This window comes from Ramlibacter sp. P4_H7 (assembly GCF_056400765.1).
Map to the genome: position 1 here is coordinate 20,903 of NZ_JBFUKP010000019.1, position 24,828 is coordinate 45,730.

The following is a 24,828-nucleotide window of genomic DNA, read 5'->3' on the forward strand; positions in this document are numbered from 1 at the left end:
TCGCGCGTGACCCACGGGCTGGATGCGGCGCTCGCCGGCGAATGGGCCGAGGCGCTGATCCATGGCCGGCGCACCGTGCTGCCCAAGAGGCTGGCGGCGCCGGGCCCGGATCCGCAGCAACAGCAGCGCATCCTCGGGGCGGCGGCCGCGGCGCCGGACCACCACGACCTCGTTCCCTGGCGTTTCGTGCTGGTGCCGGAGGCGGCGCGCCCCGCCCTGGCCGAGGCGTTCGCGGCCTCGCTGCGCGAGCGTGACGCGACGGCCAGCGCCGAACAGCTGGGCGACGCCCGCGCCAAGGCGTTCCGCTCGCCCCTGCTGATGCTGGCGATCGTTCGCACGGCCGGTGGCGACGCCGAAATCTCCGCGGCCGAACGCCTCGTGTCCACCGGCTGCGCCCTGCAGAACATGCTGCTGATGGCTACGGCGCTGGGCTTCGGGTCCTCGCTCACCAGCGGCAAGGCGCTCGCGTCGCCGGCCCTTCGCAACCTGTTCGCGCTCGGTGACGAGGAACAGGCGCTGTGCTTCGTCAGCATCGGCACCATCGCGGGTCCCAAGCGCGCGCGCGTGCGGCCGGCGCTGGACCGCTACGTCAGCGAGTTGAAGCCGCGATGAGCCAGCCGATCCGCCTGTCTTCGCTCATGGCCGCGCCTGGCGCCGGCTTCGAGCAGCCCTTCGAGATGCTGGAGGCCTGCCACGAACGCGTGCAGCGCATGCTGGCCCTGCTCGCCCGGCTGCGCGAACACATGGTCAGCCACGGCGCCGACACCCAGGCGCAGGAGGCCGCGCGCGACGTCATGCGCTACTTCGACCAGGCGGCGCCGCAGCACCATCTGGACGAGGAACTGCACGTGTTCCCGCCGCTGCTGGCGCAGGGCGACCCGCGCACCGTCGCGGTGGTCACGCGGCTGCAGCAGGACCACGTGCAGATGGAGTCACGCTGGGTTGCCGCGCGGCAGGTGCTGGCGCTGGTGGGGGAAGGCCGCATCGACCGGCTCGCCCCCGACGACGAAACCATCCTCGACGCGTTCGCCGGCCCCTACGAGGCGCACATCGAGGCCGAGGAAGACATCGCCTATCCGGCGGCGCAGTCGCTCATCACCGAACCCGGGCGGGCGGCCATGGGCGAGGAGATGATGCGGCGGCGCGGGGTGAAGTAGCTCACCCCTCCAAGCCCGTCGAGGAACGTGGCTCCAGCGACGGCAGGCGGAAGGAGAACTCCGCCCCCTTGCCCAGCCCGGGGCTCTTCGCCTGCACCGTGCCCCCGTGCAGTTCCACGATCTGCCGCACCAGCGCCAGGCCCACGCCGATGCCCCCGGCCCGCATGGCCTGCCCGTCGGACGCCTGGCTGAACAGGTCGAAGATCTGCGGCAGCACCGGCGGATAGATGCCGATGCCCGTGTCCTGCACGGTGCAGACGACCTCGTTGCCCTCGATGCCCGCCTTCACCCAAACGGACCCGCCGGTGTGGGTGTACTTGACGGCGTTGGTGAGCAGGTTCAGCACCACCTGCTGCATGCGGGCGGCGTCCGCGTGGACCTGCAGCGGGCTGGGCGGCAGCAGGGTCTGCAGGCTGATGGATTTCTGCGCGGCCGCGGCCTGCATGCTGGCCACGGCGTCTTCCAGCACCCCGCGCACGTCGAGCGTGCCGGACTCCAGCTGCACCTTGCCCAGCTCAAGGCGGCTCACGTCCATCAGGTCGTCGGCCAGCCGCTTCAGGACGGCGGTCTGGGCCGACAGCAGCTGCAGCGCCTTGCGCGCCCGGTCGTCCAGCTCGCTGCGCGCGAGGATCAGTTCGACGTTGCTGAGGACGGACAGCGGATTGCGCAGCTCGTGGCCCAGCGTCTTCAGGAAGCGGTGGGTCTGCTCGCGGCCATGGGACAGCGCACCGACCTCGCGCTGGAAGCGCTCCAGGTTTCCGCGCTGGTCCGTCAGGTCGCGCATGACCTTGATGAACCCGAGGACCTTGCCCTCCGCGTCGCGCACGGCGCTGACCGTTCCCGACACCCAGATGCGGGTGCCGTCCTTGCGCACGTGCCACCGCGAATCTTCGGAGTAGGCGTCCTCGGCCGCAACCCGCAGTTCGTGGTCGGGATAGCCGCCCGCGCGGTCTTCGTCCGTGAAGATCAGGGCGATGTGCCGCCCCACCGCCTCCTGCGCCTCGAAGCCCAGCAGCAGCTCGGCGGCGGCCAGCCATTCGTTCACGATGCCTTGTGCATCCATGACGACCACGGCCTGGTCGCGGGCCTGGCGCAGCCAAAGGTCGATCAGAGCGTGCATGCCCATGCGCAAGCGAAGCAGAGTGGAAGGAAGGCACCGCCCTCCCGGGAGGTGCGCGAACAAGTATTCCGCATCCTCCCGGCGCCACCCGTAGGACGGCGCCAATGGCCGCTAGCGGATGCGAGGAGGTGCCGCGAGCTGCTCCGGCGTCGTGAAGTAATCGACCCAGCGGCCGCGCTGCTCGCCGGCGCGTTTGAGCTCGCCGCGGGCCACGGTGCGCAGGTGCACTTCGTCGGGCCCGTCCATGATGTGCAGCGCGCGGCCCCAGGTCCACAGCCAGGCGAGCGGCGTGTCCGGGGACAGGCCCATGGCGCCGAACACCTGGATCGCGCGGTCGACCACGCGCGTCTGCAGCCGCGCGGCCACCACCTTGATGGCGGCGATCTGCTCGCGCAGGTCGGCCGCCGGCTCGGCCTGGTCCAGCGACCACGCGGTGCGCAGCACCAGCAGGCGGGCCTGGTCGATCTCGATGCGCGAATCGGCGATCCACTCCTGCACGTTCGACTGCTGCGCGAGCGGCTTGCCGAAGGCGCGGCGCTCCAGCGCGCGGTCGCAGGCGAGCGCCAGCGCGAGCTCGCACTGGCCGATGGTGCGCATGCAGTGGTGCACGCGTCCTGGACCCAGGCGCGACTGCGCGAGCGCGAAGCCGTCGCCCCAGCCGCCCAGCAGGTTGGCCTGCGGAACCCGCGCGCCCCGCAGCAAGATCTCGCAATGCCCCTCGGGCGCGCGATGGTGCAGCACCGGGATGTTGCGCACGACCTCCACGCCCGGCGCGTCCATCGGCACCAGCACCAGGCTGTGCGCGTGATGCCGGTCCGCCTCGCCAGCACCGGCGTTGCGGCACACCACGATCAGCAGCCGGCAGTCCGGATGCGCCGCACCCGTGATGAACCATTTGCGCCCGCTGATCACGAGCTCGCCGCCTTCCATGCGCGCCTCGGTCTGCAGGTTGGTGGGGTCCGACGATGCCACGTCCGGTTCCGACATCGCGAACGCGGCGCGCAGGTCGCCGGCCAGCAGGGGCGCCAGCCAGTCGCGCTTCTGTGCCGCGTCGGCATGCCGCAGGAGCAGTTCCATGTTGCCGCTGTCGGGTGCATGGCAGTTGAAGATTTCCGGCGCCCATGCGAGCCGGCCCATCGCTTCGGCGAGCGGGGCGTAATCGAGGTGCGACAGGCCGGTGCCCGGCGCATCGGCGGGCAACGCCGGCAGGCACAGGTTCCAGAGCCCTTCCTCGCGCGCCAGCGTTCGCAGGTCGGCGACGAAGCCCGGCGTCTCGCCGCGCTCGGTGATGGCGTGCCAGGCGGCGTTGAACGGCAGGAGGTAGCGGTCGATGAATAATTCCAGCCGCCGCAGCCATTCGTCGGCGATATCGGACCGTCGGAAGCTCATGGCCATGGCAGGCGTCGCGGACAGGAGACCATGTGCCCACCATAGCCACCCGATTGGTGGATGGCACTGATGTGCGTCAAGTGGGAAGCTGGCCCCTGTCGCGTACCGGTCACCGGAGGAGCCTGAGAAAGTGTGGAGCCTGAACGATCCCGAACTGGCGTTCCCGCTGCTGCTTGCGGCTGCATCGCTGGCGATCGCGCTCGTGCTCTGGCGCATCTGGTCGCGCATGCTGCGCCAGGCCTCCCGGCGGCGCCACGCCGGCTACCAGATGATGGATGCGCTGAAGGCCTACACGGTGTGGATCGACTGGCACCGCGACGAGCCGCTGGTCCACCAGGCGCCGGACCGCGTGGGCATTCCCGCCCCGCTTGCCAGGGCAGTGGAAATCCAGGACCGCCACTTCCCCGAACTCACCCGGCTGATGCAGCAACTGCTGCGGACCCACCGCCAGCTGGTTCAGTACCTGTGGGAGGACACCGTCCTGCGCACGACGCACGCCCCCACGCTGCGTCCGCACTATGCGGACCCGCGCTACCACCAGCTGCGCGACGCTCAGGATGCCGCACTGGACAGCCTGTTCGCCCGGTGCCGCGAACGCATCGGCCAGACCGAAAGCGGCTGGCGGCGCACCCGCAGCGACTTCAATTTCTCCAGCGCGATGAGCGGGACGTCCTCGCGTCCAACCAGCGGCTGATCACCTCCAGGGCAAGGTTTCCAGCGCGCGCGCGCAGTCGGCGTCGGTCGCCGCCGCCATGCCGTCGGGCATCGGTGCCGCCGCCGGCGCGCTGAGCAGCCGCTGGCCGTCCCAGCGCATGCTGCGATCGGGCGTCAGGATGATCCAGCGCGTGCCGGGGTCGCGCTTCGCAAGCCAGCCACCGACCACCTCGGACACGAAGTGCATGGGTGCGTAGCAGGCCAGCCGCACGGGCTCGCCGTGCACCTGCAGCATGCGGAAGGCGATCTTCCCCTTCATCTTCTGGATGTCGCGCCGCACGGCCTGCGCCATCTGCCGCAACCTGGCCAGGTCGTGGTCACCGAAGTCGTGCCGCAGTTCCGGCTCGTAGACCAGCCGCCAGAGCGACCGGTAAAGGAGGTCGAAGCGTTCGGGGTCCCGGTGCAGGACCACGAGCTCGCTCATTCGGACGAAGGACTGCGGAATGATCGCGCGGGCCGCCCGGTTGTGGATCGCTGCACGATCGGCCTCCAGCGGCTCCTCGTCCACGGACTGCGCCGGCGCCGCCGACCAGGCGACGTCCTGTGGCGGGACCTGCTGCGCCAGCAGGCGCGTGGCTTCGTGGTGGAAGCCGGCAATGTCGACCTGATGGGACAGCGGAACTTGCAAGGGCGCCAGCATTCGCGTGAGGAGTCACCAACATTGTGCTCCGCGCGCGGAGGCGCGGAGCACCTTGCAGGGATATTTCCGCTCGACCGCTGCGCTCACGGCGCGGGGAGAAAACCCTCGACCGACAGGTAGCGTTCGCCGGTGTCGTAGTTGAAACCCAGGACGGTGGCCCCAGCCGGGATGTCCTTGAGCTTCTGCGCGATGGCGGCAAGCGTGGCGCCCGACGAGATGCCGACCAGGATGCCCTCCTCGCGCGCGGCGCGGCGCGCCATCTCGCGTGCGGGCTCGGCGTCGACCTGGATGACGCCGTCGAGCAGCGACGTGTCCATGATCTTGGGGATGAAGCCCGCGCCGATGCCCTGGATCGGGTGGGGCGAAGGTTGTCCGCCCGACAGCACCGGCGAGGCGACGGGCTCGACCGCGAACACTTTCAGCTGCTTCCACTGCTGCTTGAGCACCTTGGCGCAGCCCGTGATGTGGCCGCCCGTGCCCACGCCCGTGATGAGGTAGTCCACGCCCTCGGGGAAGTCCTCCAGGATCTCGCGGGCCGTGGTGCGTTCGTGCACTTCGGTGTTCGCCGCGTTCTCGAACTGCTGCGGGATCCACGAATCGGGGGTCTGCGCCGCGATCTCCTGCGCGCGGGCGATGGCGCCCTTCATTCCCTTCTCGCGCGGGGTCAGGTCGAACTTGGCGCCATAGGCCAGCATCAGCCGGCGCCGCTCGATCGACATGCTGTCGGGCATCACCAGCACCAGCGGATACCCCTTCACGGCCGCCACCATCGCCAGGCCGATGCCGGTGTTGCCCGAGGTCGGCTCGATGATGGTGCCGCCCGGCTTGAGCGCGCCGCTGCGCTCGGCAGCCTCCACCATGGACAGCGCAATCCGGTCCTTGATCGAGCCGCCCGGGTTGGAGCGTTCCGACTTGACGAAGACCTGGTGGCTGCTGCCGAACAGTCGGTTGATGCGGATGTGCGGCGTGCGGCCGATCGTGTCGAGGATGCTGTTCGCTTTCATGGACTCTCCTTCGCCGGTGAAGGTGCGCATTGTGGCGCAGCCGGCGTCAGGACGCCGGGACCAGCTGCAGGCAGCGCTGCGACAGGCGCTCGACGGCCGCGCGCAGTTCCCCGTGCAGGCGCGGCAGGTCGACGTCTGCGGCACCCTGCTGGTGCAGCCGGAACAGTCCGTGCGTCAGTTCGAAGTGGCGGATCAGGACTTCGACCCACGGACCGGACAGCGGCGGGATGGACGCTGCATAAAGCCGCATCTCGTCCATGCGCGCGCTGGTCCGCTGATACACCTCGGGGTCGAAGCGCGACCGGAGCAGCCGTTCGACGTCCTGGTCATAGGCCTCCAGCGCCGCGACGAACTGCCGGGCAGTCGCGGCGAGCACCTGGGCCTGGCAAGCGAACATGAACTTTAGTTTAGCCGTGCGCCGGGAAGGCCGCGCCTCGGACGCCGGCCGGAGCCGGAACCCGGCCAGGGAGCTCGCCGCTAGGTCGAAGGCGACACCGCGGCCGGGGCCAGCCGCGGCCGGAACACGAGCATCGCGCGCCGCGCATCCTGCGCCACGCTGCGATGCGCCAGGCACGAGGTGGCGCACTTCGGGTCGCCGTAGCTGGGACAGTGCGTCATCTCACGGCGCAGCGCCTGGGCCGAGGGGCCGCGCCAGATCTCCCGCGCCGACGCCTTCGTGACGTTGCCGAGCACGGGATAGAACCAGCAGCTGCGCACGTCGCCGTTGGGCAGGATGCAATAGTCGCGCAAGCCCACGCGGCAATGACGGAATGCGCTCGTCGCTGCGGCCTCGCCCCGGAAGTGGGCCGCCCAGGCCAGCATGCGCGCGTTCTCGGTCTCGATCGGCGCGCCGGCGCGCTTCATCGCCAGGAGGGTCCGGACGATGTCGTTCAGCGCCTCCTCGTCCGCGGGGCGCAGCCACAGCTCGGTGGCGACTTCGGGCGTCCAGTGGCGCACGGGACTGAAGTCCACGGACGACGCACCCACCTCCTGCGCCCACCGCACCAGCGCGGGCATCTCGCGGAAATTGAGGCGGTGCACGGTGGGCTTGATGCGGATCGGGAACGATGCGCCGGCGCGGTCGCGAGCGGCGCGCAGCGTTGCGATGCCGCGGGAGATGGTGGCCAGCGATCCGTTCACGCCGCGCGAGTGGTCATGCACCGCCGGCGTCGCGCCATCCACCGAGATGTTGATGGCCAAGGGGTGGGCCTCGGCGACCCTTCGCGCAGTCTTCCCCGACAGCGACGAGCCGTTGGTGGTCAGGGTCCACCGCAGGCCGGCCGCGTGGCACCAATCGACCAGGGAAAGGAAGGGCTTGAACACGAACGGCTCCCCGCCGCCGAAATCGACGGTGTAGTTGCCGATGAAGTCCCGCAGGCTGGAGAGGGCCGCCGTCCATTGTTCGAGGGAGAGTTCCTCGGGATAGTCCGGCCTGCGCCAGCAAGCGCACGACAGGCAGCGGTAGTTGCACCGTTCCGTCAGGACGACCCCGATGGCCTGGGGCTGCGTCATGTCCACGCCCGTGGCCAGGTACACCTTCTCGCGCATCTCCTGCACGACGCGCTCGCCGCCCATTTGCACCAACGTGCTCATGCGCATGGCGATCTCCGGTACAGCGACCATGATTTCGCCAGGCCCGCCACCCGCTCCGTGTAGACGGCGGCATCCGGGAACAGCGCCCGCAGCTCGCCCAGCCGGAAACAGCGCGTCTGGGTCATGGGGCACGACCAGGGGTTCATCGCATAACGCCTGTCATGGCGACTGGCGAGCACCTCGCGCAAGGGTGCGGGGTACAGCCAGAAGAACGGCAAGCCGGTGTGCGCCTCGATCGGAAACAGCCAGGAGGGCGTCTGCACCCAGTAGCTGCGCCCGACGCGCCGCACCTCCCGCGCGAACCGGGCCACCCGGCTTGCATCGCCGATGTGCTCGATCACGCTGTTGCTGAAGACGATGTCGAACGAGGCGTCCTCGTAGCGACCCAGGTCACAGGCATCGCCGATGGCGACCCGCAAGCGGCTCCCGGCGGCATCGTTACCGCGGAAGTCGCGTGCGTGCGCCTCGTCCACGTTCAGGAGCGTGACGTCGAACCGGTGCGGGAACTGCTCCCAGGTGCCGACGCTGCCCCCCAGGTCGAGCACGGTCGCGTCCGCGCGCGGGGCGAGCCGCGCGAGCAGCGCCTGCATGCGCCGCAAGCGCCACCGCTTGCGCCATCGGGCCAGGGTGGGCTCGTCCGACCGAGAGAGGTCCCATCGGCCCATCTTGCTCTCGGTTTGCTGCAGATGCCTCTCCTGTGCTTGCGGCAGGCGACGCGGGCCCGACCGGCTTGTTCACCGAGCGTCTTCTCCGAGGTGCCACGCAGGGCGCGCTGGTGGATGTGCGCCCGATCCTGCCATGGCTTGCTCCCAGTGAAAAGCGCACAAGCGCGCACCGGGGTCGTTTGCGCACCGCATCCGGCGTCGATTGGCACCATCGGCTCATAGCCGCCGTGGCGATGCGGCGCGGAGTCAAGAGAACCGCGGGTCGTGCCAGGCCCGCGAAACCACTCCGAAGCGCGGGGGCTCCTCAGGCGAACAGCGTCTTGTGCTGCTCCCGCAGCAGGTTCTTCTGCACCTTGCCCATGGTGTTGCGCGGCAGTTCGTTCACCAGGAAGCAGCGCTTGGGAATCTTGAAGTTGGCCAGCTGCGACTTCAGCGTGCCGATGAGCTGGTCGCTGTCGATCGTCGCGCCCGGCTTGGGGATCACGATGGCCACGCCGACCTCGCCGAAGTCCGGGTGCGGGACGCCCACCACCGCGCTCTCGGCCACGCCCGGCATGTCGTTGATGTAGCCCTCGATCTCCGCCGGGTACACGTTGTAGCCGCCGCTGATGATCAGGTCCTTGCTGCGGCCGACGATGGTGACGTAGCCGCGCCCGTCGACCTTGCCGACGTCGCCGGTCTTGAACCAGCCGTCGTCGGTGAACTCTTCCTTCGTCTTCTCGGGCATGCGCCAGTAGCCCTTGAACACGCCGGGGCCGCGCACCTGGATGCCGCCGATCTCACCGGCGGGCACCGCGTTGCCGGCGTCGTCGCGCACGCGCAGGCCCACGCCCGGCAGCGGGAAGCCGACGGTGCCGCCGCGGCGCTCGCCGTCGTTCGCGTCGTACGGGTTGGAGGTCAGCATGATGGTCTCGCTCATGCCGTAGCGCTCCAGGATGGTGTGGCCGGTGCGCTCCTGCCATTCCAGGAAGGTCTCCAGCAGCAGCGGCGCGGAGCCGGAGATGAACAGGCGCATGTTGCGCGTCACCACCTTGTTCAGCCGCGACTCGGCGAGCATGCGCACGTACAGCGTCGGCACGCCCATGAACACCGTGGCATCGGGCATGCGCTCGATCACCTTCCTGGGATCGAACTTCGCCAGCCAGATCATCTTGCTGCCGTTGATCAGCGCGCCGTGGATGGCGACGAACAGGCCGTGCACGTGGAAGATGGGCAGCGCGTGGATCAGCACGTCGCCCTCCTTCCAGCCCCAGTAGGTCTTGAGCACTTCCGCGTTGGAGCGCAGGTTGCCGTGCGTGAGCATGGCGCCCTTGCTGCGGCCCGTGGTGCCGGAGGTGTACAGGATGGCGGCGAGGTCGTCGTCATCGCGCTGCACGGGCTGCTGCTGGTCGGACTGGCGCGCCGCCCGCTCGAGCAGCGAGCCGTTGCGGTCCTCGCCCAGGGTGAACACGTGCTGCGTGCCGGCCTGGAAGGCGATCTTGCTCACCCAGCCGAAATTGGCCGGGCTGCACACCACGACGGCGGGCTCCGCATTGCCGACGAAGTACTCGATCTCCGCCTTCTGGTAAGCAGTGTTGAGCGGCAGGAAGGCATAGCCGGCGCGCAGCGTCGCCAGGTACAGCATCATCGCCTCGACCGACTTCTCGACCTGCACGGCGATCCGCGCCCCGGGCTCGATGCCGAGCGAGGCCAGCAGGTTGGCGATCATCGCCGTACCGCGCTCGAGGTCGCGCCAGCTGTAGGCGAGCCCCGAGTCCGTTTCCACGGCAATGGTGTCCAGGTCTTGCGGGAAGGCGGCGCGCAGCGCCGCGAACAGGTTGCGGTTTTCCATCGGGAGGTCCGTCTCAGAAGCGGGGGGTTCTCTTGTCGAGGAAGGCAGCGATGCCTTCGCGGTGTTCGGCGCTGGTCGCGTAGTCGTAGGCGCGCTCCAGCAGGTCCGCCGGGGGCAGTGCGTCGGCGGCCCGCCCGGCCAGCCGCCGCAGCGTCCGCTTGTTCATGCGCGCCGCCTGCGGCGCGAGCCGGGCGATGCGATCGGCCGTGGCCTGCACTTCCAGCGCCAGGTCTTCGTTGGGCACCACGCGCTGCAGGAAGCCGCGGGCCTTCATCTCGCGCGCGTCCAGCTGCACGGCCTCCAGCAGCATTTCGCGCAGCGTCGCCTCGCCGGCGACGGCAGCCACCAGCTGCGCCTCGCGCGGCGCCATGGGAAAGCCCAGGCGCGCAATGGGGGCGCCGAAGCGCGCGGACTGGCCGGCGATGCGGATGTCGCAGCAGCAGGCGATCTCGATGCCGGCGCCCATGCAGGCACCTTCGATCTGCGCGACGATGGGCACCTCGCAGGCGAGCATCGCGGACAGGCCGCCCCAGACTTCTTCCTCGTGGAAGCGTCTCAGCGTGTCGGGATGGAAGCGGAACTGCGGGTACTCGGCGATGTCGCCGCCCGCGCAGAAGCCGCCGTTGCTGCCGGTCACGACCACGCAGCGCAGCTCGCGGTCCTGCTGGATCGCCATGAAGGCCTCGCGCAGCTCGCCCCACATCGCCCGCGACATGGCGTCGAGCTTGCCCGGGTGCGACAGCGTGACGCGGGCCAAGGGCCCGAGCAACGCCAGCCGCACCTGTCCCGACATCTCAATCCGCCTTGACGTTGGAAGCCTTGACGACCTGCGCCCAGCGCTTGATTTCGCCGTCGATGAACAGGGCGAACTGCTGCTGCGTGAGGTTGGGGAACTCGGCGCCCTGCTGCGCCCAGATCGCCTTCAGTTCGTCGGTCTGGATCGCCTTGCGCACTTCGTCGGCCACGTGGGTCTGGATGTCCTGCGGCGTGCCCTTGGGCGCCCAGATGCCGTACCAGGTGGTCACCGTGTAGTCGGGCAGGCCCACTTCGGAGGCGGAGGGCACGTCGGGGAACGCCGGGTTGCGCTTGCTGCCCGACACCATCAGCGCCTTGATGCGGCCGCCCTTGATGTGGTTGGCCGAGGAGCCGAGGCCGTCGAACATCACGTCGGCGCTGCCGGACATCAGGTCCTGCAGCGCCGGGCCCGCGCCGCGGTAGGGGATGTGCGTGATGAAGGTCTTGGTCTGCAGCTTGAACAGCTCGCCGGCCAGGTGGTGCGAGGTGCCGTTGCCGGCCGACGCGTAGTTGTACTTGCCGGGGTTGGCCTTCACCAGCGCCAGGAACTCCTTGAAGTCCTTGGCGGGGATGCGCTGCGGATTGACGACGATCACCTGCGGCACGCGGGCCACGAGCGTGATCGGGATCAGGTCCTTCTGCAGGTCGTAATCGAGCTTGGGGTAGATCGACGGCGCGATGGTGTGGTGCACCGCGCCCATGAACAGGTTGTAGCCGTCCGGCGCCGCGCGCGAGGAGATGGAAGCGCCCACGGTGCCGCCGGCCCCGCCACGGTTGTCGATGATCAGCTGCTTGCCGGTCTGCTTGGCGAACTGCGCCGCCAGCGGACGCGCGAACGCATCGGTACCTCCACCCGCCGGGAATGGCACGATCATCTGCACGGGCTTGGTGGGCCAGGCCGAGGCCTGCGCATGCGCGAACGGGACTGCGACGGTCGCGCCGGCGGCGGCCGCCGCCCGCAGTACATCGCGCCGGGTGAGGCGGGGGTCTTGCATCTTCCTGTCTCCTGGAGTTATGGGCAAAGCAAAAAGCGGCTAACGGTACAGGTCCCCGATGGCGCCTGCCACCGGGATTTCTCCCTGCGAGAGCATCGTGCGGTGCTTGTCGAGCCTCTTCAAATCGTACAGGTAGTTCACCATGAGGCCGAAAGACTGCTTGAGTCCTTTTGCCGAAGGATCGCCCCCCCAGTTGAGGCGTTCCACGCGCGCCCCGTTCCCGAGATGGAAGCGGGCCACGGGGTCCAGCGGCTTGCCGTCCTGCAGCTCCTTGCCGAGGTAACGCGCGGCCCACCCGAGCAGTTCCTGGCGCTCGGGCGATTTCGCCTCCAGCTCCAGCGGCTTGTCCCACGCGGCCAGCTTGTCCGCCGGCACGTGCTTGGCGAGCCAGCCGCGGAAGCCGGGGATGGGCGAGAGCGTCGAGAAGGTCTTGAGCTTGGGGAATTCGTCTTTCAGCGTCTCGACCACGCGCTTGATCAGCGAGTCGCCGAAGCTCACGCCGCGCAGGCCGGCCTGGCAGTTGCTGATCGAATAGAAGATCGCGGTGGTCGCCTTGGCCAGGTCGGAGGCAGCGGCGGTTTCGTCGAGCAGCGGCGTGATCGAATCGGACAGGCTGTCCGTCAGCGCCACTTCCACGAAGATGAGCGGGTCGCCATCCAGCTTGGGATGGAAGAAGCCGTAGCAGCGGCGGTCGCTGTCCAGGCGGTTCTTCAAGTCCGCCCAGCTGCGGATATCGTGCACGGCCTCGTACTTGATTAGCTTTTCGATCAGCGAAGCGGGCGAGTCCCATGACAGCCGCCGCAATTCGAGGAAGGCGACGTCGAACCAGGTGGAGAACAGCGTCTCCAGCTCCGCGTCCAGCGCCATCAGGCGCTTGTCGGACTTCAGGTGCGGCAGCAGCTCGGCGCGCAGGTCGACGAGGAAGCGCATGCCTTCCGGGAACGCGGCGAAGCGCTGCATCAGCCGCGTGCGCGGCGACACGAAGGCGCGGCGCAGGCGGATCTCCGCCGCGCCCTCGTCCGCCGTGCCCTGCGCGGCCTCGTAGTGCTCGCGCGCGGACTTCAGTTTCTTGGGGTCGGGGCCGAAGTGCTCGCTCATGAGCAACCAGGCATCGCGCCGCTCCTCGGCGCCGGCGTCGTGGTACCAGGCGGCGAAGGCCTTGGCGCGGCGGCCGCCTTCGACCTCGCTTGCGCGCGGATCGACGATGGCCTGCAGTTCCGCCAGCGTGCGGCGCAGCACCCGCGGCGACAGCGCTTCCTGTCCGCGCCGCCAGGTCGATTCCAGGCGCTCGCGCGTCGTGCGCACCACCGTTGGCGCGGAAGCCGCCGTGGCAGCGGAAAGGGTCGCGGTCGCCGACGCGGTCGCGCGGGGTGCGCGTCCCGTGCCGGCGGACGGTTTCTCGAAGCCGGGGCGCCACAGGGACACGCCGCGGGTGATCCAGTCAGAAGCGCTCACGGGGGGGCCGCCTTTTCAGAAGTTCCGGAAATCAGTGGTCGCCGTCACGCCAGCCTCGGCCGGTGGGAGCGCGCGAGTTCCCGCAGCGCGCTGCGCTGGCGGGTGAGATGGGTGCGCATCGCGGCCTCGGCGCCTTCCGGGTCGCGGGCCTTGAGCGCGGCGAACACCGCCAGGTGTTCCGACAGGCTTTGCTCCAGGCGGCCGGGGGCATGCAGCTGCTGCAGGCGGGCGAGCTTGACGATCTTGCGCAGGTCGCCGATCACGCCGGCCAGCCAGCGGTTGCCGGCCAGCGCGATGATCGCCTCGTGGATCGCGAAGTTGGTCGCGTAGTACTCGTTGATGCGCTTGGCCTTGGCATGGCGGCTGAGCTTGTCGTGCAGGTCCTCCAGCGCGGCCAGGTCGCCATCGGTCGCATGCTGCGCGGCCTCGAAGGCGCAGCGGCCCTCCAGCAGCGCAATGACGGGGAAGATCTCGTCCAGATCCTGCTCGGTCACCTCGTTGACGAAGCAGCCGCGGCGCGGCTCGTGCCGCACCAGGCCTTCCGCCGTCAGCACCTTCAGCGCCTCGCGCAGCGGTGTGCGCGAGATCTTCATCTGCTCGGCGAGCTGGACTTCGTCGAGGAACATGCCGGGCATGAGTTCCCCGGAGAAGATGCGTTCGCGCAGTTGCGCGGCGACTTCGTCGTGCAGGGAGTTGTGGACCAGGCGCATGGTGGGGTTGCCGATAATTTCCTGTAATTACGGATAATTATGACATCGAAGCGCCGGGCCGGGTAGCGGTCCGGATGCAGGGAAACCCTAGAGCTAGGGCGAAAGAGCCAACGGCTCAGTGGGCCGCGGGACGCTGTCCGGCCGGCGGGCGCGGCGCGTCCCGGGTTTCGGCCCAGACCCACAGCAGCACGCCGCCCACGATCATGGGGATGCACAGCCACTGGCCCATGCTCATCTTGAAAGCAAGAATGCCCAGGTGCGCGTCCGGTTCGCGGAAGTATTCGGCCGTGAAGCGCGCGATGCCGTAGCCGACGAGGAACATCGCGGAGACCTGCGCCTCCTTGCGCTCCTTGCGCGCGTACAGCCACAGGAAGACGAACAGCACGATGCCTTCGAGCAGCAACTCGTAGACCTGCGAGGGGTGGCGCGGCACGCCGGTATTGCTTTGCGGGAACACCATCGCCCAGGGCAGCGAGGGATCGGCCGGCCGGCCCCAGAGCTCGCCGTTGATGAAGTTGCCGATGCGCCCGGCCCCCAGGCCCGGCGGCACGCAGGGTGCGATGAAGTCCATCAGCTGCCAGAAAGGCTTGCTGCGCGTGCGCGCGAACCAGATCTGCGACAGGATCACGCCGATCAGGCCGCCGTGGAAGCTCATGCCGCCCTGCCACACGTACAGGATCTCCAGCGGGTGCTCCAGGTAGTACATCGGCTTGTAGAACAGGCAGTAGCCGAGCCGGCCGCCCACCACGACGCCCAGCACGCCCATGAACAGCATGTCCTCGATGTCGCCGCGGCTCCAGGCGCCGGGCCCGGTCACCGAGCGGAACGGCTCGTGCTTCAGGCGCAGGTGGGCCAGCAGCATGAACAGGGCGAAGGCCACCAGGTAGGTGATGCCGTACCAGTGAATGGCTATGGGGCCGAGCTGCAGCGCGACCGGATCGATCTTGGGATGGACCAGCATGGGCGGCTATTGTGGCGCAGCCGTCAGCCCTGCGGGTGCGCGGCCATGACGACCTCGACGAAGCGCTCGAGAACCGGCGAGCTTGCGCCCCAGACCAGGGTCGTCTCGCACTGCGGGACGCTGGCCGCCTGCCTGCCGCCCAGCCGCCGGTACACGACGCCGCTGCGCTGGAACTCGCGCACGCTCTCCGGCACCCACGCGAGTCCCAGGCCGGCGGCGACGAGGTTGACGATGGTCTGCATCTGGATCGCCTCCTGCACGATGCGCGGTTCGCGCCCGGCCGCGTGGTACATGCCCAGGATGGCGTCGTGCAGCGAGGGGACGATGCGGCGCGGGAAGACCACCAGCGGCTCGGCCAGCACCGCCGGCAGCGACAACCGCGAGGCGCCTGCCAGCGGATGCGCCTCCGGCAGCGCCAGCACCAGCGGCTCTTGCGCCACCTGCCGGTGCGCCAGGCCAGCCGGCGCGAAGCCGGGCGAATGCAGCATGAAGCCGGCGTCGATGTCGCCGCGGGCGAAGGAGTCCAGTTGCACGTCGCCCGTCGCCTCGATCAGTTCCATCTGCACCTGCGGATGGCGCCCGCGGAAGGCGCGCAGCCACTGCGGCAGCAGCGCGAAACCGACGGTGGAGACGAAGGCGACGCGCAGCCGGCCGAACTCGCCGCCGGCCGCCGCGCGCGCCTGCGCCGGCAGTGCCCGTGCCCGGCCGAGCAGCTCGCGCGCTTGCGGCAACAGCACCTCGCCGGCCGGCGTGAGGCGCACGCTGCGCTTGGTGCGCTCGAACAGCCGGGCGCCCAGCAGCCGTTCCAGCTGGGCGATGGCCTGCGTCAGGGGCGGCTGGGTCATGTGCAGGGACCGCGCCGCGCGGCCGAAGTGCAGCTCCTCGGCGACGGCGATGAACTGCCGCCACAGGCGGAACTCGATCAGGGGTTCGTTCATACGCCGTGCATATTAATCGCCACTGGAATACGGATTGGAAAGAATCACTGGCGCGGCGCATACTGCGGCCCTTCCCCGGACCCGAGGCCTCCCATGGACAAGAAGAGCATCCCCATCCATCCGCTGCGCAGCGCCGCCATCACCGAAGGCAAGTCGCGCGCCCCCAACCGTTCCATGTACTACGGCATGGGCTACAAGGAGACCGACTTCGGCAAGCCGATGGTGGGCGTGGCCAACGGCCACAGCACCATCACGCCGTGCAACAGCGGGCTGCAGAAGCTGGCCGACGCGGCCGTGCGCGGCATCGAGGAGGCCGGCGGCAATCCGCAGATCTTCGGCACGCCCACCATCTCCGACGGCATGGCCATGGGCACCGAGGGCATGAAGTACTCGCTGGTCAGCCGCGAGGTGATCGCCGACTGCATCGAAACCTGCGTGCAGGGCCAGTGGATGGACGGCGTGGTGGTCGTGGGCGGCTGCGACAAGAACATGCCGGGCGGCATGATGGGCATCCTGCGCGCCAACGTGCCGGCGATCTACGTCTACGGCGGCACCATCCTGCCGGGCAAGTGGAAGGGCCAGGACCTGAACATCGTCAGCGTGTTCGAGGCCGTGGGCCAGAACGCCGCCGGCAAGATCAGCGACCAGGAACTGAAGGACATCGAGCAGCACGCCATCCCCGGCACCGGCTCCTGCGGCGGCATGTACACCGCCAACACCATGTCCTCCGCCTTCGAGGCGTTGGGCATGTCCCTGCCCTACTCCTCGACGATGGCCAACCCGCACGACGAGAAGCAGAACTCGGCGAAGGAATCGGCCAAGGTGCTGATGGAAGCAATCCGCAAGGACCTCAAGCCGCGCGACATCGTGACGAAGAAGGCGCTGGAAAACGCCGTGGCCGTCATCATGGCCACGGGCGGCTCCACCAACGCGGTGCTGCACTTCCTGGCGATCGCGCATGCGGCCGGCGTGGAGTGGACCATCGACGACTTCGAGCGCATCCGCAAGCGCACACCGGTGCTTTGCGACCTCAAGCCTTCCGGCAAGTACCTCGCGGTGGACCTGCACGAGGCCGGCGGCATCCCGCAGGTGATGAAGGTGCTGCTGAAGGCCGGGCTGCTGCACGGCGACTGCCTGACCATCACGGGGCAGACGATCGCGGAAACGCTCAAGGACATCCCGGACCAGCCGCGCGCGGACCAGGACGTGATCCGCCCGATCGACAAGCCCATGTACAAGGAAGGCCACCTCGCCATCCTCAAGGGCAACCTGTCGCCGGAAGGCGCGGTTGCGAAGATCACGGGCCTGAAGAACCCGGTGATCACCGGCCCGGCGCGCGTGTTCGACGACGAGCAGTCGGCGCTGCAGGCCATCCTGGACGGCAAGATCGTGGCCGGCGACGTGATGGTGCTGCGCTACCTGGGCCCCAAGGGCGGCCCCGGCATGCCCGAGATGCTCGCGCCGACCGGCGCGCTGATCGGGGCGGGACTCGGCGAGAGTGTGGGCCTGATCACCGACGGCCGCTTCTCCGGCGGCACCTGGGGCATGGTGGTGGGCCACGTGGCGCCGGAAGCGGCGGCGGGCGGCACCATCGCCTTCGTGAAGGAAGGCGATTCGATCACCATCGACGCGCACAAGCTGCAGCTGCAGCTGAACGTGCCGGACGCCGAGATCGACAAGCGCCGCGCCGCGTGGACGGCGCCGCAGCCGCGCTACACGCGCGGCGTGCAGGCCAAGTTCGCGTTCAACGCGTCGAGCGCCAGCAAGGGCGCGGTGCTGGACCTCTACTAAGCAAGCGACGGCGCCGCCACGGTTCGTCGTGATCGGGGGGCCGGCGCTCGCGCCGCTCAAGCGCAAGCACGTGCCGCCCCTCGGGACTTCACCAAACTTTACCTAGCGGCGGCCGGACTTCTTGGGACCCAGGCCCAGTTGCTCGCGGCTCTTGTCGATGCGCGCCTTCTTGCGCGCATCTTCGCGTTCCACGGCCTTGCGCTTCGTGTAGCCGGACCAGTCGGCCCACCACCACCAGACTGCCGCCAGGCCGAAGGGAGTCAGCACCGCCCACCAGGTCCAGGCCGCCACCGGGCCGATCTCGAGGTACTTCATGAGCAGCAGGATGATGCCCAGGCCGAGCAGATACATGTGTCCCTCCAACGTTTCAAACCGGACTGCCAAGCGGGGTCAACGCCCAACCGTACAATGCCGTTGAACGACTGTAACTCAACGAGGATCATGACCATGAAACGTGCCCTGTTCGCACTGGCTGCCCTGGCCGCCATTTCCGCGCCGGCGCTGGCAGACCAGGCGCTGGCCACGGCCAAGAACTGCATGGCCTGCCATGCGGTCGACAAGAAGCTGGTCGGCCCCGCCTACAAGGACGTCGCCGCCAAGTACGCGGGCCAGAAGGACGCCGTGGACAAGCTGGCCGCCAAGATCCTCAAGGGCGGCTCCGGAGTCTGGGGTCCCGTGCCGATGCCGGCCAACGCCCAGGTGAACGAGGCCGAGGCCAAGAAGCTGGCCGCCTGGGTGCTGACCCAGAAATAAGCGAACCCATTTCCGCCGAACGAAGGCCTGCGCGAGCAGGCCTTTTTTCATGGCCGTTGCGCCAGGCTGGCGGCACCATGGACCGGCTCACCGACCCCGGCATCTGGATCGCGTTCTTCATGCTCACCGCCCTGGAAATCGTCCTGGGCGTGGACAACATCGTCTTCCTCTCCATCCTGGTCGGCCGGCTGCCGGAGAACATGCGCGATCGCTATGCCGCGATGGCGTTCTCTATCTATCGTGGTGGAAGTGATGAACATCCGCGCCCGGCGCAAGCGCCGCGCCTTGCGGGCGGCGGCTTGACGCCGGTTCCTCGCGAATCCGCCCCGAAGGGCGGCCTCGCTCAGTGCGTCTCCGACAACTGATCGAGGATGGCGGGATTTTCCAGGGTGGTGATGTCCTGGGTGATGGCCTCGCCCTTGGCGATCGAGCGCAGCAGGCGGCGCATGATCTTGCCGGAACGCGTCTTGGGCAGGTTCTCGCCGAAGCGGATGTCCTTGGGCTTGGCAATCGGACCGATCTCCTTGGCCACCCAGTTGCGCAATTCGTTGGCGATCTTTTTCGCCTCCTCGCCCGTCGGGCGCGGACGCTTCAGCACGACGAAGGCGCAGACCGCCTCGCCGGTGAGGTCGTCGGGACGGCCCACCACGGCGGCTTCCGCCACCAGGTCGGTCTTGGACACCAGCGCGGATTCGATCTCCATCGTGCCCAGCCGGTGGCCCGAGACGTTCAGCACGTCATCGATGCGACCGGTGATGCGGAAGTAGCCGGTCTTCGCGTCGCGCACGGCGCCATCGCCGGCCAGGTACAGCTTGCCGCCCATCTCCTCGGGGAAGTAGCTCTTCTTGAAGCGCTCGGGGTCGTTCCAGATCGTGCGGATCATGGACGGCCAGGGACGCTTGATCACCAGCATGCCGCCGGAGCCGTTGGGGATGTCGTGGCCGGCCTCGTCGACGATGGCCGCCATGATGCCCGGCAGCGGCAGCGTGCACGAACCCGGCACCGTGGGCGTCGCGCCGGGCAGCGGCGTGATCACGTGGCCGCCGGTCTCGGTCTGCCAGAAGGTGTCCACGATCGGGCAGCGTTCGCCGCCCACATGGCGGTGGTACCACATCCATGCTTCGGGGTTGATCGGTTCGCCCACGGTGCCGAGGATGCGCAGCGAGCTCAGGTCCCAGTTCTTCGGGTGCACCTTCTCGTCGGTCTCGGCCGCCTTGATGAGCGAGCGGATCGCCGTGGGCGCCGTGTAGAACAGCGTGACCTTGTGCTTCTCGATCATCTGCCAGAAGCGGCCCGCGTGCGGGAAGGTCGGGATGCCTTCGAAGATCACCTGCGTGGCGCCCGCGGCGAGCGGGCCGTAGGCGACGTAGGTGTGGCCCGTGATCCAGCCGATGTCGGCCGTGCACCAGAAGACGTCCTTGGGCTGGACGTCGAAGGTCCAGTCCATCGTGAGCTTGGCCCACAGCAGGTAGCCGCCGGTGGAGTGCTGCACGCCCTTGGGCTTGCCGGTGGAGCCGGAGGTGTAGAGGATGAACAGCGGGTGCTCGGCGCCCACGGGCTCCGGCTTGCACACGGTGGCCTGGCCCTTCATCGCTTCGTCGAACGTGAGGTCGCGGCCGGCGACCATGTTGCAGGCCGTGGGCGTGCGCTGGTAGACCAGCACGGTCTTCACGCTGTCGCAGCCGCCCATGGCCAGCGCCTCGTCGACGATGGACTTCAGGCCCAGTTCCTTGCCGCCGCGCATCTGGTAGTTGGCCGTGACGACGGCCACCGCGCCGGCGTCGATGATCCGCTCGTGGATGGACTTGGCGGAGAAGCCGCCGAACACCACGCTGTGCGTCGCGCCGATGCGCGCGCAGGCCTGCATCGCGACCACGCCTTCCACGCCCATCGGCATGTAGACGATGACGCGGTCGCCCTTCTGGATGCCCCGGGCCTTCAGCGCGTTGGCGAACTGGCTCACCCGGCCCAGCAGTTCCTTGTAGGTCACCTGCGAGACCTTGCCGTCATCGGACTCGAAGACGATGGCGACCTTGTTTTCCACCGGCGTGCCGACGTGCTTGTCGAGGCAGTTGGCGCTGGCATTGAGCTCGCCGTCCTCGAACCACTTGTAGAACGGCGCCTCGGACTCGTTCAGCACCTTGGTGAAGGGCTTGGTCCACTGGACGTTCCCGCGAGCGAGGCGCGACCAGAAGCCGTCAAAATTGGTTTCGGCCTCCTTGCACAGGGCCTCGTAGGCGGCCATGCCCGAAATGCGGGCGGCCTTGACGGTGGCATCGCTGGGGGGAAAGACGCGGTTCTCGACCAGGACCGATTCGATGGCACTCATGCTGCTGTCTCCGGAAAGTGGGAATTTCGGCGTAATGTCAGTTTTCGCACTTACAAGCCACTGACTGGCGCGGGCCTTACGAATCTAACCCCCCGCGAGCGGAACCTACAATCGCGCGGACCCGTAGTCGTCCCAACCCTGCATGCGCAAAGAAATTCCCAACATCAGCCCTTCTTCGCCGCTGAGGCCGCTTCCCAACCTGATCTTCGCCAGCCGGTGGCTGCAGCTGCCGCTGTACCTCGGCCTGATCGCGGCGCAGGCGGTGTACGTGGTGCACTTCCTGGTGGAGTTGCTGCACCTCGTGGAGGCCACGGCCGGAAGCCAGGCCGCGCTGCAGCAGCTGATCTCCAGCATCGGCTACAAGTCGAGCACCCAGATCACCTCGCTGAACGAGACCATCATCATGCTGGTGGTGCTGGCGCTGATCGACGTGGTGATGATCTCCAACCTCCTGATCATGGTCACCGTGGGCGGCTACGAGACCTTCGTGAGCCGCATGAACCTGGAGGGCCATCGCGACCAGCCCGAGTGGCTGAGCCACGTGAATGCGTCGGTGCTGAAGGTCAAGCTGGCGACGGCCATCATCGGCATCTCGTCGATTCACCTGCTCAAGACCTTCATCAACGCGGACAACTATTCCGACCGCGTGCTGATCGCCCAGACGGTCATCCACATCACCTTCCTGTTCTCCGCCATGGCGATCGCGTACACCGACCGCCTGATGTCGCCACCGCAGCACCCCAACACCGAAGAGCTGTAGCGCGCCGGCGGAAGCGCCGGAAGTGTCGACGATTGCACAGGCAGCGTCGACAGCCTCTCTATAATTGCAGACATTGTCGCCCGCTCCGGGGCGGCCTGTCCGCATGAGCGCCCTGCCCCCCCTCACCACCGCCGAAGGCCTCTCGCGCAGCATCGCCGAACAGCTGAAGCAGGCGATCTATGCGGGCGAGTTCAAGGCCGGCGACCGGCTGAACGAGGCGGCCCTGGCGGTGCGCATGGGCACCAGCCGGGGGCCCATCCGCGAGGCGATCCGCATCCTCACCGGAACCGGGCTGGTGACGCCGGTGGTGAACCGCGGCGTCTTCGTGCGCAAGGTGTCGATCCAGGAAATGCTGGAAATCTACGACCTGCGCGCCCTGGTGTTCGGTTTTGCCGCGGCGCGGGCCTGCGAGCACGTCACCGACGCCCACCGGCAGCAGTTCGAATCCCTGCTCGAAGGCATGGACAGCGCCGCGCAGGCGGGCGACAGCGGCCTGTACTACGAGCTGAACGTGCAGTTCCACGAGCTGGTGCTGACGCTGTCCAACAGCCGGCGCGCGCACCAGCTGTACGACAGCTACGTGAAGGAGCTGCACCTGTACCGGCGGCAGAACTTCAATGCGCCGGGCAACATGCGCCGCTCGAACGTGGAGCACCGCCGGCTGTACGAAGCGATCTCCCGGGGCCAGGCGGCCAGGGCCAAGCAATCCGCCGAGGAGCACATCCAGGCGGGGCGCCAGCGGCTGCTGGCGCTGGCCGACGAGAAGTAGCCTTCAGGAGATCCCCGGTCACGGCGCGGGGCGTGTGTCGCTTCGACGCGTGAGGGCCATGCGGGCGGCGATCCGCAGCGCCGCCTCCAGCGCGCCGGTGTCCGCCTGGCCTGCACCGGTGATGTCGAAAGCCGTGCCGTGGGCCGGCGTGGTGTAAACCGTGGACAGTCCGGCCGTGACCGTGACGCCCTTGTTGAAGCCCAGCAGCTTGGTCGCAATCTGGCCCTGGTCGTGGTACATCATCACGACGCCGTCGTACTCGCCCTTGAGCGCCTTCAGGAAAATCGCGTCCGACGACACCGGCCCGCTCACCGCGATGCCCTCTTCCGCCAGCTGCCGCACCGCCGGCGCGATGATGCGGATCTCCTCGTCGCCGAACAGGCCGCCTTCGCCGCAATGCGGATTGAGCGCCGCCACGCCGATGCGCGGCCTGGCGTGCCCCGCTTCGCGCAGGCTGCGGTCCGCCAGGCGCACGGCGTTGGCGATGCGCTGCGGCGTGACCAGCTCGAGCGCCTGCCGCAGCGCCACGTGCGAGGTGACGCGGAAGGTCGCGAACTGCTCGATGACGTTCATCTCGCCGAAGAACCCCTCGTGCGCATTCCAGGCCGCGAACATCTGGTGCTCGTCGTGGTACTTCCAGCCGCCGCGGTGCAGCGCCGCCTTGTTCAGCGGCGCGAAGCTGATGCCTTCGATCTGCCCTTCGCGCGCCAGCTGCGTCATGTGGTGCAGCGTCTCGCCCGTGAGCTGGCCCGATGCCGGCGAGATCTCGCGGCGCGTGATCTTCGCGGGATCGATGTTGCCGAGGTCGACCACCGGCACCTCGTCGCGTTCCCAGGCGATGGCGGCCACGCTGGCGTAGCGACGCCACGCCGGTTCGACGCGGGCATCGCGGCAACCGAGTTCGAACACGCGCGCATCGCCGATCACGGCGATGCGGGCCACGTCCTTCAGCTTGCCGCTCGCCAACAGCCTGGCGCTGATCTCCGGGCCGATGCCGGTCATGTCGCCCAGCATCAGGCCCAGCAGGGGCCGGGCGTCAGGCGCGGTCATGCACCAGCGCCGCCGTGAGGGTCCGGATCGAAGGCAGCGACTCGAGCGTGCGCACCATCGCGATCACCTCCTCCGCTTGCCGCGAGGGAAAGTCGGCGAACTCGGCGTTCTCGCGGAACTTGCCCGCCACCTCGTCGTAGCTCATGGGCATCGCCGGGCTCCCCTTGCCGAAGTCGGCGCGGCCCGAAATCTTGCGGCCACCGGCCAGTTCGATGTCGATCAGCGTGGTCATCTTGTGGTACCCCGCCGCCTCGGCGTCCTGGTCCACCACGAAGTCGATCTTCTCGATCATCGCCCGCACGTCCGGCCGCAGCACCACCGAGTCGGTGAACTCGTTGAGGCCAGCGCGCCCCTCCAGCAGCAGGATCGCCATGCAGAACTCCATGGAGAACTTGGCCTGCAGTTCGTTGGTCGGGCGGTGGTGGATCAGCGCATTGGGCATGTTGTGGTTGGTGCCCACGCGGACCCGCACGACGTCCTTCGCCTGGATGCCGTGTTCGCGGATCAGGCGCGCCATCTCGGTCATGCCCGGGTGCGTCAGCGAGCCGGACGGATGCGGCTTGATCGACACGCCGGGCTCGGCGAAGGTCCAGGGCTTGCCGAGCCGGCCCGCGATCGCGTTCGGGTCGTAGCCACCGCCCGCCGCGCTGAAGAAGCCGCGCGGTGCCTCCAGGATCCGGTCGGTGGCGGTCCAGCCGTAGCCGGCGAACTGCGCCGCGGCCACGCCACTCTCGGAAGAGCGGCCGGCGTGGAAGGGCTTGGTCATGGTGCCGAAGTTCTCGCGCAGGCCGGCGGACTGGCTGCCCGCGATGGAAAGCGCGCGCGAAGTCGCTTCCGCATCGAGCCCCATCAGCTTCGATGCCGCCGCTGCCGCGGCGAAGGTGCCGCAAGTGGCGGTGGAGTGGAAGCCGGTCTGGTAGTGGCGCGGGTTGATGGCCTCGGAGATCTTGCACTCCACTTCCACCCCCAGGTGGTAGGCCAGCATGGCCTGCGCGCCGCTGGCGCCGGTGGCCTCCGCCACCGCCAGCGCCGCCGGCAGCGCCGGCGCCGTGGGATGCGTCAGCAAGCCGTAGACGCGGTCGGTGGCCACGGCCAGCTGCGTGTCGTCGTAGTCGTCGGCATGGATGCCGACGCCGTTGGCGAAAGCGGCGAAGCGCGGCGCCACCTTCAGCCGGGTGCCGATCACCGTGGCCGGACCCGCGCCGAGGTGGAGCTCGGCGAGGTGCCGGCGCACCAGCGCGCCGCAGTGGCTGGCGCCGCCCGACAAGGCCAGGCCCAGGCCGTCGAGGATGGATTTCTTGCCGAGGGCGACGACGTCCTGCGGCAGGTCCTCCAGCCGCGTGCTGCAGATGAAATCGGACACGTAGCGCGTCAGGTGCTCCGCCGCCTGGGGTGGGGTGATGCTCACT

At 68.7% G+C, this 24,828-nt stretch carries 26 protein-coding genes; 8 read left to right on the plus strand and 18 right to left on the minus strand.

Annotation, left to right across the window (positions count from 1 at the left end):
- Positions 1 to 6: 6 nt before the first annotated feature.
- Positions 7 to 612, plus strand: a complete 606-nt coding sequence (locus AC1DSA_RS20955; RefSeq protein WP_477892799.1) for a nitroreductase family protein — start codon at positions 7 to 9, stop codon at positions 610 to 612.
- Positions 609 to 1,157: a hemerythrin domain-containing protein gene (locus AC1DSA_RS20960; protein WP_477892801.1), complete on the plus strand. Its 549-nt coding sequence runs from the start codon at positions 609 to 611 to the stop codon at positions 1,155 to 1,157. The genes AC1DSA_RS20955 and AC1DSA_RS20960 overlap by 4 nt, the downstream gene beginning before the upstream one ends.
- Before the next feature lies 1 nt (position 1,158).
- On the opposite strand, the gene AC1DSA_RS20965 is transcribed toward AC1DSA_RS20960, so the two are convergent.
- Positions 1,159 to 2,283: a sensor histidine kinase gene (locus AC1DSA_RS20965; RefSeq protein WP_477892803.1), complete on the minus strand. Its 1,125-nt coding sequence runs from the start codon at positions 2,281 to 2,283 to the stop codon at positions 1,159 to 1,161.
- Positions 2,284 to 2,388: 105 nt separating this feature from the next.
- Positions 2,389 to 3,666, minus strand: coding sequence for an acyl-CoA dehydrogenase family protein (locus AC1DSA_RS20970; protein ID WP_477892805.1), 1,278 nt, complete (start codon positions 3,664 to 3,666; stop codon positions 2,389 to 2,391).
- 130 nt (positions 3,667 to 3,796) lie between these two features.
- On the opposite strand from AC1DSA_RS20970, the gene AC1DSA_RS20975 reads away from it, so the two are divergent.
- Entirely contained in the window at positions 3,797 to 4,360 is a 564-nt protein-coding gene (locus AC1DSA_RS20975; RefSeq protein ID WP_477892807.1) for a hypothetical protein, read from the plus strand.
- On the opposite strand, the gene AC1DSA_RS20980 is transcribed toward AC1DSA_RS20975, so the two are convergent.
- From AC1DSA_RS20980 to AC1DSA_RS21035, 12 genes are all read right to left on the minus strand, one after another.
- Positions 4,361 to 5,008 (minus strand): DUF4130 domain-containing protein, encoded by a 648-nt coding sequence (locus AC1DSA_RS20980; protein WP_477892809.1) that lies wholly within the window; start codon positions 5,006 to 5,008, stop codon positions 4,361 to 4,363.
- A gap of 95 nt (positions 5,009 to 5,103) precedes the next feature.
- Positions 5,104 to 6,024 carry a cysteine synthase A gene (gene cysK, locus AC1DSA_RS20985; RefSeq protein WP_477892811.1) on the minus strand — a complete coding sequence of 307 codons (921 nt, stop codon included), beginning with the start codon at positions 6,022 to 6,024 and terminating at the stop codon, positions 5,104 to 5,106.
- Between the two features lie 46 nt (positions 6,025 to 6,070).
- Complete coding sequence (locus tag AC1DSA_RS20990; RefSeq protein ID WP_477892813.1) at positions 6,071 to 6,421, minus strand: hypothetical protein; 351 nt, start codon at positions 6,419 to 6,421, stop codon at positions 6,071 to 6,073.
- A gap of 80 nt (positions 6,422 to 6,501) precedes the next feature.
- Positions 6,502 to 7,617, minus strand: coding sequence for a radical SAM protein (locus AC1DSA_RS20995; RefSeq protein WP_477892815.1), 1,116 nt, complete (start codon positions 7,615 to 7,617; stop codon positions 6,502 to 6,504).
- Positions 7,614 to 8,282, minus strand: a complete 669-nt coding sequence (locus AC1DSA_RS21000; RefSeq protein ID WP_477892817.1) for a class I SAM-dependent methyltransferase — start codon at positions 8,280 to 8,282, stop codon at positions 7,614 to 7,616. The genes AC1DSA_RS20995 and AC1DSA_RS21000 overlap by 4 nt, the downstream gene beginning before the upstream one ends.
- Positions 8,283 to 8,586: 304 nt before the next feature.
- Positions 8,587 to 10,113: a malonate--CoA ligase gene (locus tag AC1DSA_RS21005; protein WP_477892819.1), complete on the minus strand. Its 1,527-nt coding sequence runs from the start codon at positions 10,111 to 10,113 to the stop codon at positions 8,587 to 8,589.
- Positions 10,114 to 10,126: 13 nt separating this feature from the next.
- Positions 10,127 to 10,906 (minus strand): enoyl-CoA hydratase/isomerase family protein, encoded by a 780-nt coding sequence (locus tag AC1DSA_RS21010; protein WP_477892821.1) that lies wholly within the window; start codon positions 10,904 to 10,906, stop codon positions 10,127 to 10,129.
- A gap of 1 nt (position 10,907) precedes the next feature.
- Entirely contained in the window at positions 10,908 to 11,903 is a 996-nt protein-coding gene (locus AC1DSA_RS21015; protein WP_477892823.1) for a Bug family tripartite tricarboxylate transporter substrate binding protein, read from the minus strand.
- Between the two features lie 39 nt (positions 11,904 to 11,942).
- Positions 11,943 to 13,358 (minus strand): malonyl-CoA decarboxylase, encoded by a 1,416-nt coding sequence (locus AC1DSA_RS21020; protein ID WP_477892825.1) that lies wholly within the window; start codon positions 13,356 to 13,358, stop codon positions 11,943 to 11,945.
- A gap of 44 nt (positions 13,359 to 13,402) precedes the next feature.
- Entirely contained in the window at positions 13,403 to 14,068 is a 666-nt protein-coding gene (locus tag AC1DSA_RS21025) for a GntR family transcriptional regulator (RefSeq protein WP_477892827.1), read from the minus strand.
- Between the two features lie 115 nt (positions 14,069 to 14,183).
- On the minus strand, positions 14,184 to 15,029 hold the full coding sequence (gene lgt / locus AC1DSA_RS21030) for a prolipoprotein diacylglyceryl transferase (protein WP_477892829.1): 846 nt from the start codon (positions 15,027 to 15,029) through the stop codon (positions 14,184 to 14,186).
- 23 nt (positions 15,030 to 15,052) lie between these two features.
- Positions 15,053 to 15,967: a LysR substrate-binding domain-containing protein gene (locus tag AC1DSA_RS21035; RefSeq protein ID WP_477892831.1), complete on the minus strand. Its 915-nt coding sequence runs from the start codon at positions 15,965 to 15,967 to the stop codon at positions 15,053 to 15,055.
- Positions 15,968 to 16,060: 93 nt separating this feature from the next.
- Here AC1DSA_RS21035 and ilvD point away from each other — a divergent pair, with 93 nt between their 5' ends.
- Positions 16,061 to 17,758: a dihydroxy-acid dehydratase gene (ilvD, locus tag AC1DSA_RS21040; RefSeq protein ID WP_477892833.1), complete on the plus strand. Its 1,698-nt coding sequence runs from the start codon at positions 16,061 to 16,063 to the stop codon at positions 17,756 to 17,758.
- A gap of 102 nt (positions 17,759 to 17,860) precedes the next feature.
- On the opposite strand, the gene AC1DSA_RS21045 is transcribed toward ilvD, so the two are convergent.
- On the minus strand, positions 17,861 to 18,109 hold the full coding sequence (locus AC1DSA_RS21045) for a TIGR04438 family Trp-rich protein (RefSeq protein WP_477892835.1): 249 nt from the start codon (positions 18,107 to 18,109) through the stop codon (positions 17,861 to 17,863).
- A 96-nt stretch (positions 18,110 to 18,205) separates the two neighbouring features.
- Between AC1DSA_RS21045 and AC1DSA_RS21050 the strand changes: the two genes are divergently transcribed.
- Positions 18,206 to 18,511 (plus strand): c-type cytochrome, encoded by a 306-nt coding sequence (locus AC1DSA_RS21050; protein WP_477892837.1) that lies wholly within the window; start codon positions 18,206 to 18,208, stop codon positions 18,509 to 18,511.
- A 77-nt stretch (positions 18,512 to 18,588) separates the two neighbouring features.
- Positions 18,589 to 18,876 (plus strand): hypothetical protein, encoded by a 288-nt coding sequence (locus tag AC1DSA_RS21055; RefSeq protein ID WP_477892839.1) that lies wholly within the window; start codon positions 18,589 to 18,591, stop codon positions 18,874 to 18,876.
- Here the strand turns inward: AC1DSA_RS21055 and acs are convergent.
- A complete protein-coding gene (acs, locus tag AC1DSA_RS21060; RefSeq protein ID WP_477892841.1) occupies positions 18,855 to 20,840 on the minus strand; it encodes an acetate--CoA ligase in 1,986 nt (661 codons plus the stop codon). The genes AC1DSA_RS21055 and acs overlap by 22 nt on opposite strands.
- A gap of 142 nt (positions 20,841 to 20,982) precedes the next feature.
- Here acs and AC1DSA_RS21065 point away from each other — a divergent pair, with 142 nt between their 5' ends.
- A complete protein-coding gene (locus tag AC1DSA_RS21065) occupies positions 20,983 to 21,600 on the plus strand; it encodes a YqhA family protein (protein WP_477892843.1) in 618 nt (205 codons plus the stop codon).
- Between the two features lie 103 nt (positions 21,601 to 21,703).
- Entirely contained in the window at positions 21,704 to 22,369 is a 666-nt protein-coding gene (locus AC1DSA_RS21070; RefSeq protein ID WP_477892845.1) for a GntR family transcriptional regulator, read from the plus strand.
- Between the two features lie 18 nt (positions 22,370 to 22,387).
- Here the strand turns inward: AC1DSA_RS21070 and AC1DSA_RS21075 are convergent, their stop codons facing one another.
- Together AC1DSA_RS21075 and AC1DSA_RS21080 are read right to left on the minus strand one after the other, a co-directional pair.
- Positions 22,388 to 23,419 (minus strand): PdxA family dehydrogenase, encoded by a 1,032-nt coding sequence (locus AC1DSA_RS21075; protein ID WP_477892847.1) that lies wholly within the window; start codon positions 23,417 to 23,419, stop codon positions 22,388 to 22,390.
- Positions 23,406 to 24,827 carry an MmgE/PrpD family protein gene (locus tag AC1DSA_RS21080; protein WP_477892849.1) on the minus strand — a complete coding sequence of 474 codons (1,422 nt, stop codon included), beginning with the start codon at positions 24,825 to 24,827 and terminating at the stop codon, positions 23,406 to 23,408. The genes AC1DSA_RS21075 and AC1DSA_RS21080 overlap by 14 nt, the downstream gene beginning before the upstream one ends.
- Position 24,828: the final 1 nt, after the last annotated feature.

What these genes read in the sequence shown, in the direction of transcription:
- AC1DSA_RS20960 (WP_477892801.1), top strand. Translation starts at nt 609, where the DNA reads ATGAGCCAGCCGATCCGCCTGTCTTCGCTCATGGCCGCGCCTGGCGCC.
- AC1DSA_RS20965 (WP_477892803.1), bottom strand. Translation starts at nt 2,283, where the DNA reads ATGGGCATGCACGCTCTGATCGACCTTTGGCTGCGCCAGGCCCGCGAC.
- AC1DSA_RS20970 (WP_477892805.1), bottom strand. Translation starts at nt 3,666, where the DNA reads ATGAGCTTCCGACGGTCCGATATCGCCGACGAATGGCTGCGGCGGCTG.
- cysK (WP_477892811.1), bottom strand. Translation starts at nt 6,024, where the DNA reads ATGAAAGCGAACAGCATCCTCGACACGATCGGCCGCACGCCGCACATC.
- AC1DSA_RS20990 (WP_477892813.1), bottom strand. Translation starts at nt 6,421, where the DNA reads ATGTTCGCTTGCCAGGCCCAGGTGCTCGCCGCGACTGCCCGGCAGTTC.
- AC1DSA_RS20995 (WP_477892815.1), bottom strand. Translation starts at nt 7,617, where the DNA reads ATGAGCACGTTGGTGCAAATGGGCGGCGAGCGCGTCGTGCAGGAGATG.
- AC1DSA_RS21000 (WP_477892817.1), bottom strand. Translation starts at nt 8,282, where the DNA reads ATGGGCCGATGGGACCTCTCTCGGTCGGACGAGCCCACCCTGGCCCGA.
- AC1DSA_RS21005 (WP_477892819.1), bottom strand. Translation starts at nt 10,113, where the DNA reads ATGGAAAACCGCAACCTGTTCGCGGCGCTGCGCGCCGCCTTCCCGCAA.
- AC1DSA_RS21010 (WP_477892821.1), bottom strand. Translation starts at nt 10,906, where the DNA reads ATGTCGGGACAGGTGCGGCTGGCGTTGCTCGGGCCCTTGGCCCGCGTC.
- AC1DSA_RS21015 (WP_477892823.1), bottom strand. Translation starts at nt 11,903, where the DNA reads ATGCAAGACCCCCGCCTCACCCGGCGCGATGTACTGCGGGCGGCGGCC.
- AC1DSA_RS21025 (WP_477892827.1), bottom strand. Translation starts at nt 14,068, where the DNA reads ATGCGCCTGGTCCACAACTCCCTGCACGACGAAGTCGCCGCGCAACTG.
- lgt (WP_477892829.1), bottom strand. Translation starts at nt 15,029, where the DNA reads ATGCTGGTCCATCCCAAGATCGATCCGGTCGCGCTGCAGCTCGGCCCC.
- AC1DSA_RS21035 (WP_477892831.1), bottom strand. Translation starts at nt 15,967, where the DNA reads ATGAACGAACCCCTGATCGAGTTCCGCCTGTGGCGGCAGTTCATCGCC.
- ilvD (WP_477892833.1), top strand. Translation starts at nt 16,061, where the DNA reads ATGGACAAGAAGAGCATCCCCATCCATCCGCTGCGCAGCGCCGCCATC.
- AC1DSA_RS21045 (WP_477892835.1), bottom strand. Translation starts at nt 18,109, where the DNA reads ATGTATCTGCTCGGCCTGGGCATCATCCTGCTGCTCATGAAGTACCTC.
- AC1DSA_RS21050 (WP_477892837.1), top strand. Translation starts at nt 18,206, where the DNA reads ATGAAACGTGCCCTGTTCGCACTGGCTGCCCTGGCCGCCATTTCCGCG.
- AC1DSA_RS21055 (WP_477892839.1), top strand. Translation starts at nt 18,589, where the DNA reads ATGGACCGGCTCACCGACCCCGGCATCTGGATCGCGTTCTTCATGCTC.
- acs (WP_477892841.1), bottom strand. Translation starts at nt 20,840, where the DNA reads ATGAGTGCCATCGAATCGGTCCTGGTCGAGAACCGCGTCTTTCCCCCC.
- AC1DSA_RS21065 (WP_477892843.1), top strand. Translation starts at nt 20,983, where the DNA reads ATGCGCAAAGAAATTCCCAACATCAGCCCTTCTTCGCCGCTGAGGCCG.
- AC1DSA_RS21070 (WP_477892845.1), top strand. Translation starts at nt 21,704, where the DNA reads ATGAGCGCCCTGCCCCCCCTCACCACCGCCGAAGGCCTCTCGCGCAGC.
- AC1DSA_RS21075 (WP_477892847.1), bottom strand. Translation starts at nt 23,419, where the DNA reads ATGACCGCGCCTGACGCCCGGCCCCTGCTGGGCCTGATGCTGGGCGAC.